Annotated in this window: 14 protein-coding genes; 7 read left to right on the plus strand and 7 right to left on the minus strand. The window is 44.8% G+C overall.

The window, feature by feature from the left end:
• The first annotated feature begins 230 nt into the window (after positions 1-230).
• The 5 genes from metK to IE103_RS16865 all read left to right on the plus strand — a co-directional run bounded on the left by metK (position 231) and on the right by IE103_RS16865 (position 8,352).
• Complete coding sequence (metK, locus tag IE103_RS16845; RefSeq protein ID WP_189347393.1) at positions 231-1,409, plus strand: methionine adenosyltransferase; 1,179 nt, start codon at positions 231-233, stop codon at positions 1,407-1,409.
• Positions 1,410-1,436: 27 nt separating this feature from the next.
• Positions 1,437-2,366 carry a M14 family zinc carboxypeptidase gene (locus tag IE103_RS16850; protein ID WP_229827331.1) on the plus strand — a complete coding sequence of 310 codons (930 nt, stop codon included), beginning with the start codon at positions 1,437-1,439 and terminating at the stop codon, positions 2,364-2,366.
• A gap of 255 nt (positions 2,367-2,621) precedes the next feature.
• On the plus strand, positions 2,622-4,706 hold the full coding sequence (locus IE103_RS16855; protein ID WP_189347395.1) for a prolyl oligopeptidase family serine peptidase: 2,085 nt from the start codon (positions 2,622-2,624) through the stop codon (positions 4,704-4,706).
• Positions 4,707-4,811: 105 nt separating this feature from the next.
• Positions 4,812-6,563, plus strand: a complete 1,752-nt coding sequence (locus tag IE103_RS16860) for an ABC transporter ATP-binding protein (protein WP_189347397.1) — start codon at positions 4,812-4,814, stop codon at positions 6,561-6,563.
• On the plus strand, positions 6,553-8,352 hold the full coding sequence (locus IE103_RS16865; RefSeq protein WP_189347399.1) for an ABC transporter ATP-binding protein: 1,800 nt from the start codon (positions 6,553-6,555) through the stop codon (positions 8,350-8,352). Before IE103_RS16860 ends, IE103_RS16865 begins: the two co-directional genes overlap by 11 nt.
• A gap of 47 nt (positions 8,353-8,399) precedes the next feature.
• On the opposite strand, the gene IE103_RS16870 is transcribed toward IE103_RS16865, so the two are convergent.
• Entirely contained in the window at positions 8,400-9,059 is a 660-nt protein-coding gene (locus IE103_RS16870) for a hypothetical protein (protein ID WP_189347400.1), read from the minus strand.
• A 199-nt stretch (positions 9,060-9,258) separates the two neighbouring features.
• Here IE103_RS16870 and IE103_RS16875 point away from each other — a divergent pair, with 199 nt between their 5' ends.
• Positions 9,259-11,502 carry a penicillin-binding protein 1A gene (locus IE103_RS16875; RefSeq protein WP_189347402.1) on the plus strand — a complete coding sequence of 748 codons (2,244 nt, stop codon included), beginning with the start codon at positions 9,259-9,261 and terminating at the stop codon, positions 11,500-11,502.
• A gap of 255 nt (positions 11,503-11,757) precedes the next feature.
• Here the strand turns inward: IE103_RS16875 and IE103_RS16880 are convergent, their stop codons facing one another.
• Together IE103_RS16880 and IE103_RS16885 are read right to left on the minus strand one after the other, a co-directional pair.
• Positions 11,758-12,360: a DUF2242 domain-containing protein gene (locus tag IE103_RS16880; RefSeq protein WP_189347404.1), complete on the minus strand. Its 603-nt coding sequence runs from the start codon at positions 12,358-12,360 to the stop codon at positions 11,758-11,760.
• Between the two features lie 196 nt (positions 12,361-12,556).
• Positions 12,557-13,621 carry a 3-deoxy-7-phosphoheptulonate synthase gene (locus IE103_RS16885; RefSeq protein ID WP_189347405.1) on the minus strand — a complete coding sequence of 355 codons (1,065 nt, stop codon included), beginning with the start codon at positions 13,619-13,621 and terminating at the stop codon, positions 12,557-12,559.
• Positions 13,622-13,883: 262 nt separating this feature from the next.
• Between IE103_RS16885 and IE103_RS16890 the strand changes: the two genes are divergently transcribed.
• The gene (locus IE103_RS16890; RefSeq protein ID WP_189347407.1) at positions 13,884-14,399 is read left to right on the plus strand and encodes a hypothetical protein; all 516 of its coding nucleotides are present in this window, start codon (positions 13,884-13,886) and stop codon (positions 14,397-14,399) included.
• A gap of 170 nt (positions 14,400-14,569) precedes the next feature.
• On the opposite strand, the gene IE103_RS16895 is transcribed toward IE103_RS16890, so the two are convergent.
• The 4 genes from IE103_RS16895 to IE103_RS16910 form a co-directional block, all read right to left on the minus strand.
• On the minus strand, positions 14,570-16,309 hold the full coding sequence (locus IE103_RS16895; RefSeq protein ID WP_189347409.1) for a CocE/NonD family hydrolase: 1,740 nt from the start codon (positions 16,307-16,309) through the stop codon (positions 14,570-14,572).
• A gap of 117 nt (positions 16,310-16,426) precedes the next feature.
• Positions 16,427-17,542 (minus strand): S41 family peptidase, encoded by a 1,116-nt coding sequence (locus tag IE103_RS16900; protein WP_189347411.1) that lies wholly within the window; start codon positions 17,540-17,542, stop codon positions 16,427-16,429.
• A gap of 127 nt (positions 17,543-17,669) precedes the next feature.
• Positions 17,670-18,110, minus strand: coding sequence for a hypothetical protein (locus IE103_RS16905; protein ID WP_189347413.1), 441 nt, complete (start codon positions 18,108-18,110; stop codon positions 17,670-17,672).
• A gap of 182 nt (positions 18,111-18,292) precedes the next feature.
• Positions 18,293-18,994, minus strand: a complete 702-nt coding sequence (locus IE103_RS16910) for a response regulator (protein ID WP_189347415.1) — start codon at positions 18,992-18,994, stop codon at positions 18,293-18,295.
• Positions 18,995-18,999 lie beyond the last annotated feature (5 nt).

Consider the following 18,999-nt stretch of genomic DNA (forward strand, 5'->3'; position numbering starts at 1 on the left):
ACCTCAAAAATCTAAGGCAATTCGACATGAATCCTGTAAGAGGCGTAAAATAGCACATATTGGCACCTGAATGAAATGATGCAGAGCGATCTGTCAGCATATCTTGAAGTAAATCAGGCGCCCCCGCCGAGTTAAATAGACAACTTGCGAAGCGGGTAATAAATTTCGCTAAAGCGTCGCAGGAACTCTTTCTTACTGCGACTTTACGTCACATTTTATAGGAGCCTGCGATGGCAAATGATTTCCTCTTCACCTCAGAATCAGTTTCTGAAGGTCACCCAGACAAAGTTGCAGATCAAATTTCTGATGCAATTTTAGATGCAATCTTCGAGCAAGACCCACGTTCTCGCGTAGCTGCTGAAACCCTCGTGAATACTGGCTTAGTGGTATTAGCTGGTGAGATCACGACGAATGCGCATGTCGATTATATTCAAGTTGCACGCGATACCATCAAGCGTATTGGTTACGACAATACCGAATATGGTATTGATTACAAAGGCTGTGCCGTTTTGGTGGCTTACGATAAGCAATCGAATGACATCGCGCAAGGTGTTGATCATGCGTCCGATGACCATTTAAATACAGGCGCTGGCGATCAAGGTTTGATGTTTGGTTATGCTTGTGACGAAACACCAGAACTCATGCCAGCACCGATCTATTACGCGCATCGCTTGGTGGAGCGTCAAGCGCAATTGCGTAAAGATGGTCGCTTGCCGTTCTTGCGTCCTGATGCAAAAGGTCAAGTGACGATGCGTTATGTTGATGGCAAACCGCACAGTATCGATACAGTCGTTTTATCGACACAACATAGTCCAGATCAAAGCGATGGCAACAAAATGAAGGCATCTTTTGTTGAGGCAGTTGTCGAAGAAATTATTCGTCCAGTATTGCCAGCAGAGTGGTTGAAAGATACGAAGTTCTTGATCAATCCTACCGGTCGCTTCGTGATCGGTGGTCCACAAGGTGATTGTGGTTTAACTGGTCGTAAAATCATCGTTGATACTTACGGCGGTGCTTGCCCTCACGGTGGAGGCGCTTTCTCTGGTAAAGATCCTACAAAAGTCGATCGTTCTGCTGCCTATGCGGCACGCTATGTGGCGAAAAATATCGTCGCAGCTGGTTTGGCAAAGCAATGCCAGATTCAAGTGGCGTATGCGATTGGCGTCGCACGTCCGATGAATGTGACGGTGTACACTGAAGGTACGGGCGTGATTCCAGATGAGCAAATCGCTGCTTTAGTGAACGAGTATTTTGATTTGCGTCCACGTGGCATTATTCAAATGCTCGATTTATTGCGTCCAATTTATCAAAAGACTGCAGCATACGGTCACTTCGGACGTGAAGAACCTGAATTCACTTGGGAACGTACTGACAAAGCGCAAATCTTACGCGCTGCAGCTGGTCTGTAATTTATTGATTCATTGGATTTATTCTTCATGCTCAAGTGCCAAGTTGTTTTGTCGGACGTGAAGAAATATCAGAATAGAGCGATGCGACTACTGAGCGCATCGCTCTTTTTATTTGGCGTTAGCATGCATCTCGATGCGCGCGCTAATGTGCGAGCAGAACCTGTCTCTGCACCTGTCAAATTGCAACAATGGTGTAAGCAAGTGACACCGCGTTTGCCCAAGGTGTCCTTGAATGAATGTTTGCAGAGCAAGCTTGCTCCTAGCGATGGTCGTTCATTCAAAGCGATACCATTAATGACTAGAGATTTCTCCGCAGACCTGCATACAAAAAAAGTGCGTAGAGTCTTATTAATTGGCGGCATCCATGGTGACGAAAAGACTGCGACCGCGGTAGTGTTTAAGTGGTTAGCAGCGATGAGCAAATCGAGTACGCAAGAATTTCAATGGAAGGTGGCACCGCTGGTGAATCCTGATGGTTTGCTTGCGCCAAAGTCCACGCGTGTAAATGCGCGAGGTGTGGATTTAAATCGTAATTTCCCGACTCCCAATTGGGAAAAAGAAGCCTTGCAGTATTGGGCAAAAAAGACGAAAAGTGATCCACGTCGTTTCCCCGGAAAGAAACCTATTTCTGAGCCTGAAAGTAAGTGGATTTTTGATACGATCAAATCCTTTCAGCCAGATGTCATTATTTCTGTGCATGCTCCCTTTGGTGTGCTTGATTTAGACGGGCCAGCACAACCACCAACGCGCTTTGGACGCCTACACTTTAATCGTGTTGGCGTGTATCCAGGCTCATTGGGGAATTACAGTGGAATGCATCAAGAAATTCCAGTCCTCACAATCGAATTGCCTCATGCTTTAACAATGCCGAGCCCAAGTGAAATTAATCGTATTTGGCAAGATATGCAGACTTGGATACGTCAACATATTGCGGTACGTAAAAGTGAATCACCTTAGCGACGCATCCTGAGATCTTTTTTGTAGCCGAAATAAGCGGATATCCCCTCATCGCGCATCGTATTTTTCTGCACTTTTTTGATACTTCGCTGTCTAATCCGATTACGTTTATACTTCACTATTCTTTTTTCTTAAGATTGATGCTTTTTAACACGAGCCGCGACGGTTTACATGCTGTTTGCGAATAAGTCTATCTTTTGTGAACAAGAATATTTTTCAATCGACAAGTGATCAACAATTTCAACGATAAAAATCATGAAAACAAAAGTCAAATTACTCGTGTTGGCTGCGACCGTGTTTAGTATTCACAATGCGATGGCGCAGGTCGACGACAAACATCAATGGTTAGAGGACGTCGGCGGTGAAAAGGCGCTAGATTGGGTCAAAGCTCGCAATCAAGAGACTCGAAATAAGCTCGACAATGATGCGGGTTTTTTAAAGTTACGTAGTGATCTGCAAGTGATCCTTGATTCTAAAGATCGTATTCCAGGTATACAAAAAATCGGCAATGCGGTTTATAACTTTTGGACAGATGCGGAGCATCCGCGCGGTGTTTGGCGTAAAACAAGTTTAGCCGAATATCGTAAGCCATCGCCAAAGTGGGACGTGGTAATGGATTTGGACGCGATTGCCAAAGCGGAAAATGAGAATTGGGTCTTTAAAGGTAGTCAATGTCGTGAGCCGGAGTACGATCGTTGCATTATTAATTTATCGCGCGGTGGTGCAGATGCGGTGACCATTCGTGAGTTTGATTTAAAGACGAAGCAGTTCGTAAAAGATGGTTTTAGTTTGCCAGAATCCAAGATGAATGTTGCATGGCGCGATAAAAATACCTTGTTTGTTGGTACTGATTTTGGTGCTGGATCAATGACCGATTCGGGTTATCCGCGTATCGTCAAAGAGTGGACGCGCGGCACACCTATCAGTGCCGCTAAAACAATTTTTGAAGGCAAGAAAGAAGATATTAGCGTGTCGGCTAGCAGGGTTAGCCATCGCGGGATTACGCACGAAATTGTGAATCGCGCGATTACTTTTTATACTTCTGAAGTGTTCTTAATGCGCGGTAGTAAGTTGTTGAAGTTGGATATTCCTGCGCAGACAGGCTATGAGTTCTTTGGTACCCAATTCATCGTTACGCCAAATGAAACTTGGACTACTGGCGGCAAAATCTATCCGCAAGGCAGTGTTTTGGCGATAGATTTCGAAGCCTTTTTGAAAGGGGATCGTAATTTCACTGTTCTGTTTCAACCGACAGACAATGCATCCTTTACGGGTGTTGCCGCAACCAAGAATTATTTGTTAATGCAATTGCTTCAAGACGTTAAAAGTAGTTTGGTTGAACTGCAATTTAAACAGGGAAAGTGGATTGCTCGTAACGTGACTTTGCCGACGATGGGTGCAGTCGGTGTCAGTCCTTTGGATTCGGAAAAATCTGACGAGTATTTACTAAGTTACTCTGATTATTTGACACCGAGTGTGTTGCATCTAGCTAAGGCGGGTACAGATCAACGCCAGTTATTGAAGTCCGCACCTAGTTTTTTTGATGCTGGTCCGTATCAAGCAGTGCAAAAGTTTGCTACATCAAAAGATGGCACAAGAGTGCCTTACTTCATGGTGCACAAGAAAGACATCAAACTTGATGGTACTAGCCCGACTTTGTTATATGCGTACGGTGGTTTCCAAGTTTCTTTAACACCTTCTTACTCCGGCGGTATTGGCAAAGCTTGGTTAGAAAAAGGCGGTGTGTATGTGGTGGCAAATATTCGTGGCGGCGGTGAGTATGGTCCACGTTGGCATCAAGCTGCGTTAAAACAAAACCGTCAACGCGCGTATGAGGATTTTGCTGCGGTAGCAGAGGATTTGATTCGTAGCAAAATCACTAGTGCAAAACATTTAGGTGCAATGGGCGGAAGTAATGGTGGCTTATTGGCAGGGGTGGCGCTGACGCAGCGTCCTGAGTTGTTTAACGCGGTGGTTAGCCAAGTTCCTTTATTGGATATGCAGCGCTATAACAAGTTATTGGCAGGTGCTTCATGGATGGGGGAATATGGTAATCCTGATGTGCCAGCGGAATGGGAATACATTCAACAATACTCGCCATATCATAATGTGAAGGCGGAGGTGAAATATCCAAACGTTTTGTTCATTACATCAACCCGTGATGATCGAGTTCATCCAGGACATGCACGTAAGATGGCCGCCAAAATGTTAGATCAAGGTCATTCCAATGTTTGGTATTACGAAAATATTGAAGGCGGACATGGCGGTGCTGCGAATAATGCGCAACGTGCAGACATGAGTGCGATCACGTATTCGTTTTTGTGGAATATGTTGAAATAAAAAGCATTAGACGCAGTGGCGCAGAGGACGCAGAGATTCTTCTAGAATTTTTCTCTGCGTTTTCTGCGTCTATGAGAAAAGAGGTCTCAATTTGAAAGTCCTAGCATGACCCTGTACCAACTCCTCGCCCAATTTATTCGTCAACATTGGCGTTCGTATTTTGCCGCTGCGGTCATGCTGTTTTTGGTGGCGGCATTGACTGTATTAATTCCCCGTAAGATTGGTCAGATTATTGACTCTATGGTGGCGCACAATTTGGCTGGTGAAGCTTTACTGTGGGAATTGGCAACTGTTTTGCTGATGGGTGTCGCGATTTACTTTTTGCGCGTTGGGTGGCGCTTGCAGTTGTTTGCTGCATCGTATCGTTTAGGCGCGCAATTGCGCTTACGTTTGTATCAGCGTTTAAGCATGCAAGGCCCGGCTTTTTTTCAACAACAACGTACCGGCGATTTGATGGCCTTGGGTACCAATGATGCGGATGCGATTGAGTTAGCTGCGGGTGAGGCGGCATTGGCAGGATTTGATGGTGCCATGACTTTTGTGCTGGTGATCGGCATGATGACCTTGGGTGTCGATTGGCGTTTAGCATTAGCAGCATTATTGCCTTTTCCATTTATGGCTTGGGCGTTTAAAAAAATTACCCACCATGTACATGATGCATCAAAAGATTCATTAGAGCGTTTTAGTAAGCTCAACGATCACGTGCAGGAAACTATTTCTGGTGTACGTACTTTGCGGGTATTAGGATTAGAGCAGCGTAACGCCGAGCAATTTGCGGAGATGGCAGAGCATGCCGCCGCCGCCAGCTTGAGTGCGCAAAAGTGGGAGGCCGCTTACGAACCAGCAGTTGGTGTTGCTCTAACCGCAGCGGGCGCTTTGACTCTCGGTGTCGGTGCTTATTTGGTTTGGCAAAACAAAATGAGCATCGGTAATCTGACGGCATTTAGTATGTATTTGGGGCAATTGATTTGGCCGATGTTTGCTGCGGGTTGGGTCTTGTCTTTATTAGAGCGTGGTAAAGCGGCATGGGGACGTTTGCGTCCAGTCTTGGAAGCGGATTTGGTGATTCAAGATTTAGGCACAATACAAAGCCAAGTGGGTGGCAGCATTCATTTTGATAAGGTTAGCTTCTCTTATCCTGGTCAAGCCAATCTAGCGCTAAATCAATTGAGCTTTGATCTGCATGCCGGACAAACTTTAGGCATTGTGGGCGCAACTGGTGCGGGCAAATCCAGTGTGCTTCGACTATTGCTAAGGCAATTTGAGACCAAACAAGGTCAAGTACGGTGGGGCGAACATCGTATTTCGGCTTATCCATTGGAACGCCTACGCAATGCGATCAATTGGGTGGCGCAAGAGCCTTTTTTATTTTCTGCATCAATCGCTAGCAATATCGCTTTATCGAATCCGCAAGCAAGTCGTGAGCAGATTATGCATGCAGCGGAATTAGCAGCGATTCATGAAGACATCTTACGTTTTCCTGAAGCTTACGATACCCCAGTTGGTGAGCGCGGTGTGACTTTATCTGGTGGACAAAAACAGCGGGTGGCGATTGCGCGTGCTTTACTAACGGATAGTCCATTATTGTTATTAGATGATGCATTATCAGCGGTCGATACCGATACCGAAACACGCATACTTAGACATCTAGCCGAATTGCGTTTAGCTCGACCGGAGCGCAGTGCGATTATCGTTAGTCATCGTTTAAGTGCGGTAGCAGAAGCCGATCATATTTTAGTATTACGCGAAGGCGTATTGATAGAACAAGGTACCCATTCGCAGTTATTGGCGCTCGATGGCTGGTATGCGAGTCAGTGGAAATATCAACAATTAGAGGCAGATTTAAATGCAGCCTGAAGTTCACGCAAATGCAGAGAGTCAGTCGAAAGAACAGCATAGTCAAATCGATAAGCCATCTGAGAAAAAACTGGCGGTACAACTTTTAGTACAAGCAGCCAAGCCTGAGAAAACCCACGTCATCTTCGGCGTACTATTTTTGTTTCTTGCCTCAGCGCTCGAAGCTCTGGGGCCGATTTTAGGTAAGGCATTTATCGACCATTATTTACTACCTCGGAACAATGATATCTGGATGATGACAGTTATCTTGCTGGCGTTTGTTATTACCGGTTGGTGGGCAACTTGGCTGCGTTATTTGCAATTGACACGTCTAGCTGGCGTCGCGATGCGCTCAGTGCGTCGCTTGCGTGAGCAGGTGTACGCACATGTCTTACGATTGCCGATGGCGTTTTTTGATAAAGCGATCACTGGGCAACTGGTGAGTCGTGTCACCAATGATACCGAGGCAGTCAAGAACTTGTACGTACAGGTATTGTTTGTGATGCTTGATAGTTCTATCGTCGTGCTCGGTGCTTTGATTGCGATGGCATGGTTGGATTGGCGTTTGATGTTGATCGTTTTAATGTTGGTGCCGGCCGTAGTCGTGATCGTATGGTTTTATCAGCGTTGGAGTGCGCCAGCGGTAACCCGTGCGCGGCAAATGCGCAGTGAGATCAATGCGCAAGTAGCTGAAAGTATTAATGGCATGAGTGCGCTGCAAGCTTGTAATGCCGAGCGCGGATTTGGTGAACGCTTTGAAGCCACCAATCAAAAACATTATGCAGCACGTGTTGATGAATTACGCGCCAATGCGTGGTTACTGCGTCCAGCATTAGATTTATTGAATTCTCTATTGCTGGTAATTGTGATTTTTGTGTTTGGTCAACGCAGCTTTTCTGGATTAGAAATCGGCATCTTATATGCGTTTGTGAGTTACATCGCGCGCGTCGTCGATCCCTTGATACAAATTACTTTACAGTTTGGACAAATTCAACAAGCGGTAGTGTCCGCCGCACGCGTCAATACCTTGTTACAAGAACCGACTGCCGCCAGCAAACAAAATGATGCCGAGATTAGTCACGGTGCCTTGCATTTATCGAAGGTGCGATTTGGTTACGATCCCGCGCAGGTGATCTTGCATGAGATTGACTTAGATATTCCTGCCGGATGTTTCTATGGCATCGTTGGCCATACTGGTAGTGGTAAATCGACGCTGCTTAGTTTGCTATTGCGCTTTTATACCGCGCAGAGTGGAAAGATCCTTATTGATCATCTCGATTTACAAGAATTGAGTGACGAGCGTTTTCGTGCCAGTGTCGGCTTGGTGCCGCAAGAGCCGTTTTTATTAGCGGCGAATGCGCGTGAAAATATTGCGATGGGACGTGATATTAGCGAAGCCGATATTATCGCAGCCGCGAAAGCCGCACGCGCACATGATTTTATTTTGCAGTTGGAACATGGTTACTTGACGCCTTTAGGCGAGGGTGGTGCAAAGCTATCAACAGGGCAAAAACAGTTGATCGCGATTGCGCGGGCATTGGCCGGTCAACCCAAGATTTTGTTTTTAGATGAAGCAACTTCGCACATTGATAGTGAGACCGAACAGATTGTGCAATTGGCTTTGAATGAACTGCGAGGAAAAGTGACCATCGTGGCAATCGCACATCGTCTATCAACCATACGCGATGCCGACAATATCATCGTTTTAAATCACGGTCGTATCGCCGAGCAAGGACAACATACCGAATTAATGGCGATTGAAAATGGTTTGTATCAGAAACTATATTTGCTGCAAACTTTAGAAGATTAGGTGATGGAACTGGGGCAACGAGAAGTAGTTGTGGTTCGTGAGTAAAATCAACGCGGACAAATAACAGGTCTCGCCTCGGCTTGGTTTAAGTAAGTTCTACCGGGATCTGGCGCTTTGAAACAGGTATTTCCTAGCTTAGTAATTTGCGTGCCATCTGCAGCCTGAAAAGTTTCTAATTGCAAGCCGCGCGGTTTGCCTGCTTTTTCTATCTTGTGTGCGAGCTCTTCCCATTTATCTTTGTACGGGTAGTTTTGCTTTTGCCAGTATTCGCGTGCAATTTGATTTGCTGGCTTAGCTGCCTCTATCTTTTGTTGTTCAAATCGAAGATCTCGTTCTAAAGATTGACTGATGGCCTTGACGTCGCGATTGAGTGTGGGTTGTGGTGGGCTTTCGACTTTGTGCTCGTCAGTTGCTTTACCTGTTTGATTGGCTTGTGACAGGATGGCAGTTAAGGATGGTTTGATCGTTACATGGCGCTTGGTGTTGCCAGTATTTTCTTTTTTGGTCTTGAGTTCTAATCGAGTGCTTGGACTTTTGATAAAAACAATCGACATCTGTTGTTCGGGCTGATTCAAATTGCTAGATTGCTTACTTGATAATCTTGACCAATCTGATGCGTTGATGATGCTATATAGGCATGCCAGATGTATCATCAAGACGATCAAAATACGAATTAATGTCGATCTGAATTGCGTGTCAAAAACCATAGCAAGACGCCAATTTGAAAATGGGAATCGGCTAGTTTAGTAGAGATCGATGCATCGCAAAATCGTCGATTTGGATGATCTAAGCCTTGCTCTAGATGGTACCGAATCGCAGTACCAAATAAAGAAAACGCTTGCAGCATAAGATAGTCGGTTTACACTGTGCGTTTTCATTTTACGCCAAGCTTCTTGGCCGCTTTCTATGAAATGGTTACTCGCCTTTGCCGCTGCCAGCGTGGTATTTATACTTGGTTTGCTGGCCTATATATTTCTGATCTTAGCGCCCGGCTTACCGGAATTAACCGCAGTAACCGATTACAAGCCAAAGATTCCACTACGCATTTATACAGCCGACAATAATTTGATTGGCGAATTTGGTGAAGAACACCGAGACTTTGTCGCAATCAAAGACATCCCAGAGAAAATGAAAAAAGCTGTGCTATCGATCGAAGATGCACGCTTTTATGAACATAGTGGGGTCGATTATATTGGTGTAGCACGAGCAGTAGTCGCGAATGCTACTGGTGGTGTAAGGCAAGGCGCATCAACCATTACTATGCAGGTCGCACGCAATTTCTTTTTGACTCCTGAACAATCTCTCTCTCGTAAATTACGTGAAGCAATGTTGGCGCGACGTATTGAGCAAGCTTTGTCGAAAGATCAGATCTTAGAGCTGTACATGAACCAGATTTATCTTGGTCAACGCACCCACGGTTTTTCTAGTGCGGCCCGTACTTACTTTAATAAGTCGCTCAAAGAATTGACGATTGCAGAAACCGCGATGTTAGCGGGTATTCCACAAAATCCAGCACGGCATAATCCAGCGGTTAATTTTGAACGTGCTAAAAAGCGTCAGCTGCTAGTTTTAAAAAGTATGTTGAAGCACGCGGCTATTACGCAAGCCCAATATGACCAAGCAAGCAAAGAAACTTTGCGCGTGACCAAAGCTGCGCGATTTGAATCTCATGCGGCGCATGTGGCAGAAATGGTCAGACAACAAATTTATGCGCAATTTAAAGATGAGACTTACACGCTTGGAATTAAAGTCATTACGACGATAGATAGTGATGAGCAAGATGCGGCTTATGAATCTTTACGTCGTAATGTGTTAACTTATGATCAGCGTCATGGCTATCGTGGACCTGAGGCCTTCATTGAATTACCGACCGAGGAAAATTTGCGGGACGAAGCAATTGATGAATTTCTGCAAAAATTCCCATCGAGTGAAGGTTTGATTTCTGCAGTCGTCACAGCGGTTACGCCTAAGTTGATTAAAGCTGATCTTGCTACAGGTGAATCGGTGGAGATCAGTGGTGAGGGCTTACGTTTAGCGGCTAGCGCATTGCAAGCAAAAGCAAATCGCGACTTAAAGATTCGAGTTGGTGCTTTGATTCGCGTCATGCAAGACCGCAAAGGAAAATGGTCCGTCACGCAAACGCCAGAAGTTGAGGCTGCGTACGTGTCATTAAACGCGAATAACGGTGCTTATCGCGCATTGGTCGGTGGCTTTGACTTTAAACGTAAACAATTCAATCGGGTTACGAGTGGCTGGCGTCAGCCAGGTTCGGTGATTAAGCCCTTTGTGTATTCAGCCGCATTAGAAAAAGGCTTTTCACCAGAAACACTGATTAATGACGTACCTTTGTCAGAAACCAGCGATGAATTATTAACTTGGGATCCACGTAATGATGATGGTCAGTACGATGGCCCGATAGAAATGCAACAAGGTTTAGCGCGCTCAAAGAATGTCGTGTCAGTCAGAATTCTACGCGCGATCGGTGCGGCATATGCTAAAGAATTTCTCGGTAAATTCGGCTTCGATCCGAATAAACACCCATTAAATTTAACCATGGCTTTGGGAACCGGCAGCGTGACACCTTTGCAAATGGCTGGTGCTTACGCAGTGTTTGCCAACGGCGGCTATCAGGTAAAACCTTGGTTGATTCAAAAAGTCGTCGATGCAAAAGGTACGGTCTTGTTTGAGGCGAAAGTCGATAATTTCCCAAGTGAAGATGCCCGTGTATTGGATAGTCGAAACGCTTTTGTGGTTGATAGCATGTTGCGTGAGGTTGTGCGGTCAGGCACAGGTGCAGCCGCTTCGCAGAGGTTAGGACGGCGTGATTTAGCTGGCAAGACTGGAACGACCAGCGATGCGATTGATGGTTGGTTCGCAGGTTACTCAGGCGATATTGTTGCGGTCTCTTGGATGGGGTTTGATGAGCCTAAGTCCTTGGGCGGCAAAGAGTTTGGTTCTACCGTTGCTTTACCAATTTGGATAGATGCGATGCGACATGCCCTGAAAGGTCGCCCGGAATTTATTCGCCAAGCACCTGAGAATCTCATTTTCTCAAATGGAAAATGGATGTACGTCGAGTATGAAAATGGAGCAGGTGTGAAAACGCTAGATGTCGAAGAACCATTAGGGACAATCTCATCAGAACAATGAGAAAGTGTGAAGAAGCACAAACGATAGTGCTAATAAATTTCAACAAACTGTCGAAATACAAATCAGGCAAAAAAAAGAGCCCGCAAATCATTGCGGGCTAAATCCACACCCTTGGAGGAGTAGTCAGATGAGCCTTCATCATATACAGACAATATGACGAGCTGATGACGTGGATTACTTTTTTCATTCAATCAATTAATTAAACAATCAACAGGATTGCAAATTTGCACCATGCGCTAATTTGATTCTTGCCAATCATGGTTGCTCTTGCTCTGTACTGGTAACTGGTGCTGTGGTCGTTGGCTTTTCTACTGCTTCATCATCTGGTTTCACATCATCGAGATAGCGTTCTACTAAATCAAAGAAGCGACCATATAGCTTGGCATCAGATATCGTCTCACTCGCCACTTTGACCATAGAGTCATTGCTGGCACCAAATGGTAGTGAGATCGAACCTATTCCACCTACACCAAGACTAGCACTATTAATGTTCTTCTTTAATGAGTAACGATCTCGCACAGCATTCGCAAAGATAGTGGTGCTGTTGCTGCCCTTGCTATTGGGTGCGCAAACTACATTGAATTCAATTTCTACATGCGTCTCGTCATCCGACTGAAATTTGCGACGACCTTTGACATTGTTGTCGTTTGCTCCGTTGATGATATAGCCTTGACTAAGCAAGGCTCGTCTTGACGCTTCGCAAGCCTGCTTCTCGCTACCTGGCACGGCATTGGTGAACATATCAGCGGTGCCAAATTCATCTTTGTGTAATACCGTTTTCTTCGGTGTACTGCAACCAACAAGGCTTAGCAAGCACAGTACAGAACTAAGGATGACGAGATTTTTTTGATCAAACATAGAATAAGAAACGCGTAATGATTTTTGCTTCAACACTCATGCAGTGGGCTGAAATTGTATTGTGCATAAATCGTAGTGGACTTAAATAATACGCATCAATTTTAGCACTAGGATTCTGCCTTGTTACGCGAATTATTTAAGCCAGTTTGCCGATACAATTAGTCGTTTGTATTGCGACTTATTGTTCACATTTGGATTATGCCGATTGACGACTACGCAAACGAATCGCCGCTTCCCGTATCATATTCTCGGTACTCGCCCAATCGACGCAGGCATCTGTGACCGAGCAACCATAGATCAATTGTGATAAGTCTTCGGGTATTTTTTGATTTCCCGCAACGATGTTAGATTCGATCATCACCCCGACTAAAGCTTGATTGCCATTCACAACTTGATTGATCACATCTGCCATCACCAAGGGTTGTAATTCTGGTTTTTTATAGCTATTGGCATGCGAGCAATCGACAATGATATTCGCTGCTAACTTGGCTTTCTTTAAAGCTTGCTCAGCCATAGCGACAGATACGGTGTCGTAATTAGGGCGACCATCGCCACCACGCAAAACGACATGTCCATATTGATTGCCACGGGTGCGCACCACGGCAACTTTGCCTTGCCCATTTAAACCTAAAAATGCATGTGGATGAGAAGCAGAAAGAATCGCATTGATGGCGATACTAATGTCGCCATCGGTACCATTTTTAAAACCAACTGGAGTCGAGAGACCAGACGACATTTCTCTATGGGTTTGCGACTCGGTCGTGCGTGCGCCAATTGCAGTCCAACTAATTAAATCGCCCAAATATTGTGGAGAAATTGGATCGAGTGCTTCAGTGGCGGTTGGTAAGCCAAGTTCGCAAATATCTAATAAAAATTGACGCGCTTTTTCCATACCGAGATCAACTTTGAATGAATCATCCATCAAAGGATCGTTGATATAACCTTTCCAACCCGTGGTTGTTCTTGGTTTCTCAAAATATACGCGCATCACTAGCAGCATCGTGTCTTTTACTTCTTCTTGTAAGACTTTTAAGCGACGCGCATAGTCGAGGCCAGCAACAGGATCATGAATCGAACAAGGTCCCACAACTACGATGAATCGTGGATCTTTGCGATCCAAAATATTTTTTAAGGCTTCACGACCAGCATCGACAATCGCCGCTGCGTGTTCAGATAAAGGTAATTTGGCATGTAATTCTTCTGGCGTCGGCATCGGTGCGAACGAGGTGACATTAATATTTTCTAAATCTTGGCTATTCATAATTGCGCTATCAAAGTAAGGTGTAAAAATTGGTATCTATTATAGGGTAGCGATGGATTTTGGTTTGTGCTGAAAACGGCGATTTAGGAGCAGAAATCGCCTTAAATGTCTGAAGATGTTGGATAAAGTTGATCGAATCACATGAATTATCAGCATAGATTGGAATTAAGCCGTTTTCTCGCGCTTATTCTGTGGATGATGTGCTCTTGATATTTCATACACTAAGCACTCTTAGTTTGTTAGATCAATCTTGAGGTGATTTATGATGTCGTCCAGCGCACAGCAACATGGCAGATACAGCGAACCAAAACGTTTGCATGGTGTGCCAGGCAATGTGTATATTCTGCGCAATTCTGGTTTGAAAGAAGGCTTGTTACAAATTGGCTTGAGTCGCCGTTCTGGTTGGGCAAAGGCATTGGAATTAAATCGCGACAAAGCCAATATTATTCCGGGTAGCTTTGAATGTGTATTTGAAGTTCGTGCGCAAGACGGCGGTGGCGCGCTTGAAGCAATTATGTTGGCCTTGCAAAGTAAGCGATGCGGTCGACGTGAACAAGATTTCTTCGAGATCGATTTACATCGAGCTGAAGCGATTATTACGCAATGCGTAAGAGAAGCTGATCTCAAGTTTCAGAACCGCTATCGCCACGAGTCTGCACTGCGCGAGTATTTAGAAAAAGAACAAGCGCAAAATGCACCAGAGGAAACCACTGAAACCATCGTCCAGGAGGGCATATTTAAGAAAGCATTTTCTTGGATGTCTAAGGCGATTAACTAATCTACTAAACTTAGGTATTGAGCTTAGTTATTGAGCTTTGTTGCTCTACCTAGGTATTCGGCAAAGTGACGTGATTTAGCGCATCAAGCAAGAATTTCTTCTGCACTTTAGATCGGCTAAGTTATGAAGTATCTCCACGGCACTTTGCTTCAATAGCTACTGATCCTCAACTACTGAGCCTCGGTAGCTGCGCGTAGCACTGGAATTCGAATTACGCTCTGCGCATACCACTTTACTTTCAGATTCTCATTTGCATCGAGTATGTTCTCGTCACTAACATCCTTTCCGCTGCCGTAATTGAGCTGCGAAAATGGATTTTTATTGATGTTCAAATACGCCACGATTCGACTACCTTTCTTAACTTGTTTACTAAGTAAGCGCGTTGGCGGTAGTGTTAGACGGGTGATCTTATGCGGTTCTAGTAATTGTCTTTGACTACGGTCTTGACTAAAACTGGCGCGATCAATTACATACGAGAGGTGAAAATATTCACCTTTATTGCTGAGCTCATACAAAGTGATGCCGAAATCCATATCACGTCGATTGATACTAGCGACAATCTCGCCAGAAAATGCACCGTTGATAATTAAGTCTTCGGATAGTGGATCACTAACAAAAATAAATCCATTTGTTGTATCGATTTCTTTGCGAATAATCGGTGCAGGATAGTAATCGTTATTGCTGGTTTGACGATCTTTGAAATCCACCGTCTGTGTTAAATATTGCGTGATGGGGGGAAGCTTATCTTGTAAGCGATACCTGCCATTCTTGATTGATGTACTGAGATAAAATTGTAGTTGTCCATTTGCCATACCCAACAAGGAAGGGGCGTGTCGCCACTGATTTTCTCCCATAACGAAATAATTGATTTTGTCTTTAAGTATTACTGGTTTGTTTGCATTTTTAAGTATGTAATCAAACCAATCATAAGTAATTTTTTTAGTATCAATCAGCGCTGAAGTTGGCACTTCCATGTCGTTTAATATCTTTTCCCCACCACGTTGTGCGCCAAAATGTCCGTAAGGACCGATGATCAAATAGTGTTCAGCGTTTGGCAGGTACTTGGTGTGCTCACGTAAATAGTAAAGACCAGAGATTTGGCTATCGTTGTAGTAACCGTCGATGGACAAAACAGGAATCTTGATTTGTGCAAAGTCAGTTCGATACGGCACCATGCTTTGCCAATAGTGGTCGTAAGCGGGATGTTGCAGCCATTTTTGTAGCAGAGGATTTGGCGTGCCGTCGATTTGATCAATTTCGCGATATGCGCGCCCAGACTGCCACCAGTCAAATTGCATCTTACGAAAACGTTGACGATCGTTATTCACCGCGTCATCAAGATATTTGTTATTGCTCACATAGAAGGTCCACTGATAATTTGGGTTGATGAAAATATTATTCTCCATCGGTAATCCCATGCCAGGGCCACCAGCGACATAGGGCACAATGGTTTTGAGAGCAGGATGTAAATTCTTAGTTGCCGCCCATTGCGTGAAACCATTGTAGCTGCCACCGTACATTCCGACCGCACCATTGCTCCAACGCTGTTTGCTAATCCAATCAATGACCGTATTAGCATCTCTGCCATCATATTCGTAAGGAGTGATAGGGTCTGGACTCAGATATTTACCGCGACTGTAGGCTATGACGCCGACGTAACCATGATCGGCGGCCTCTTTCAGACTGAGCAGATCGCGATCGCGTACATAGATGGTAAATTGTAATATCGTCGGTAAGGCTTGTTTTTGATCTTTCTTGCGCACCATCATCGCTGAAATAACTGCGCCATCAGGACTTTTGATTAATAGTTGCTCATTGACTTCATAGTCGGGGCCCAATTCTGGTTTTTGCGCTTGGGCGCAAACGCTAAATAGCGCAAGTGCACAAAGTAGGAATAATCTTGCTAGCATCGGTGCCTTTGATCGAGAAGTAAAAAAATAATTGCAGAGAGAGTGTGAGGCGCAGAGCGAACAAACTGCCTATCCAACCAGCGAATACCAGCGATGCCGAGCTGCGCATTAGGCGCTTTATTTCGTACCGTTTTGTATTTCCTTCGTCAGCTTGTCTAAGGTGCGTTGGATATCAGCTTTCTTGCCTGGATGTTTTTCTTTAGCCAGTAGATGCTCCAAAGCTTTGCGATGTGCGATTCCTAGAGCGTCATTGGCGCTGCTGAGAATATCAGGTTTTACACCCACTTCTTCCCAGTTGGTTTTCGTAATCGGATTGATCGAGCGACCAAATGGAATGCTCGCCACAAAATGTGGATGTAGTCGCTGTCCATCTACTGGATGCGCACCGCCTCCAGTGACTTCTCCAACCGTGATGCTGCGCTTTAGACTTTGTAAGGTATAGCTTAAATCTTCAGCTGCTGAAAAAGTGCGTTGACTAGTCAAGATGTAAACCTGTTTGTTTTTGTCATAGCGTGGTCCTGCGGTGTATGGCGTGCTCCAAATTTGCGTTGTTTTATTTTCCGCACGGTTATAGATGTCGTTTAGATGTACCTCTGGCTCTGTAAAATAACTAGCAATGAGTGCGACTGTTTGTGGCGAACCACCGCCGTTTTTTCGTAAATCAATAATCAATGCATCACTTGCATTTAATAAGGTCATCGCTGCACTAATTGCGTGTCCGACGATTTCGGTTGGACCAAAACCACGTAAATCGAAATAGCCAATGTTGCCGCCTAGTCGTTCAACTCGCTCAACACCGTAATTCACCGCTTGCATAAACTGACGCTCCTCGGCGTCCATGCGGTTTTTTTCTTCCGGGCTAGGTTCCCCATTCGCCTCAGTAGTTGGGATTTCCTTGGCCTCGAAAAAGACATTTAAATGTTTATCCTTGGTTTGTTGCTGTAAATGTGTCGTCAGCGTTTTAGCGAATTCGCGCGCACTAGTAAATTTATCGTACTCACCATTTCTATATCTCTGGTCAAGCATCGTATTGACTTGATCCGCAACTTCAGGAAATACGTACTTTTTAGACATACTTTGCTTTAATTCTTGGAGCACGATTTGTTTATCTTTTGCCGAGATATTGAGATCTTTTTTGTCTTGTGGCGCTTGCGCCATTGCCCCGCTAACGAGTAAGCAGAAGCTGCCAACGATGGTCAGCAGATATCGATTAGAGAATTGAAAAGTGAACATGGGCTTCCTTGAAAAGCGAATTGTTTTTATGTCTTTGCGAACTCTAGGTGCGAATCTGCAAAGACCTGTAGGTAGTGGCGAGTGAATGTTGAATCGTAGCTAAATGAGCGTTGAGGTACACTGCAATTTATTGACGAGCATGGACACGATGGACGTCGAGAAGCATCTTGCCGTCGCGTTTAACACATGTGCCGCTGAACGTGATGGCATCACTTTGCTTGGCTTCAATCGTCGCGCCTTCAGCTTTATCTTTGCAGATAGCATGCAGCTCTTCTGGAATTTCTAATGCTGGTGGCGGTGGTGCAGATGGCAGTGCTGGTGGCGTAGGTGGTGCTGGCGGCTCTAGGGTTGCGGGCACCGCGGGTGGCGCAGGAGGTGCTGGTGGCGGTGGAGGAGAGAGTAGTTTCAAGCATCGATTCTTACCAGTAGTGGACTCGCATTGAATACTGATTACGGTGTTGGCAAGGTTTGTTTTCTTGGCTTCTGTTTGCTTAGTTTTTGATTCTGCAATACTTAAGCCTGTTGCGCCTAATGCGGCGAATATAATGACAGCGGCTAATATTCTCATGATTTCTCCTAGGTTTGAATCCAACTTTTTCATTTTGAAAGATGGTCGTGTTCTACTTGACCAACGCTGTCATCATGAATCGCAATTGTGGAGAAATAATGGTGAATCGTGGAGTTGTTGAATAAAATCCCGATCAAGGTCGCGGGTTAATTTATTTTGCGGTGATTGAATCCGTCAAAGCGTTAGCCTAATCCATAGATTGCGTGAATTGGATTATCGTCTACGCGTATCTGTGCGATTTTTTTGCGAATATTTTTGATATGGCTATCAATCGCGCGATCGGTTACATCCAAGCTATCTTGCGCGAAAAAATTCAGTAATTGTGTACGCGAGAAGACCTGCCCCGGATGTTTGATGAAGTGTTCGAGTAACAGAAATTCGCTGCGCGTTAGTTCTAATAATTGTTGATCTAAATAAATCTGATAAGCGGCATGATCTATATGAATTAGCCCTGATTGCTCATTTTCTCTATTGATCGCTTGGTCGCTGAAGCGATTGTTTGGTACGGTGTTTGATACGCGCCGTAAAATAACCTTAATTCGCGCCATCAATTCTCTAGGACTAAATGGTTTGCAAAGATAATCATCTGCACCAATTTCTAATCCAAGCAATCTATCGATTTCTTCTACCTTTGCGGTGACCATGATGATAGGAACTTGTGAGAAAGCTCTGACAGCACGACACAAACTAATACCATCCAGACCCGGCAACATGAGATCAAGTACGATCAGATCAGGTCGTTTTTGCCGTACTTGCGCTAGGGCGGCTTGTCCATCGCCAATGATCGTGCTTTGATAGCCTGATGCATGCGCATAATCGGCAATTAAGGATGCTAAATCAGCTTCGTCTTCTACAATAAGAATTTCTGTTGGCGTATTGAGCATAGCGA

This window comes from Affinundibacterium macrobrachii, from assembly GCF_014652415.1.
Classification (GTDB): Bacteria; Pseudomonadota; Gammaproteobacteria; order Burkholderiales; family Burkholderiaceae_D; genus Undibacterium; species Undibacterium macrobrachii.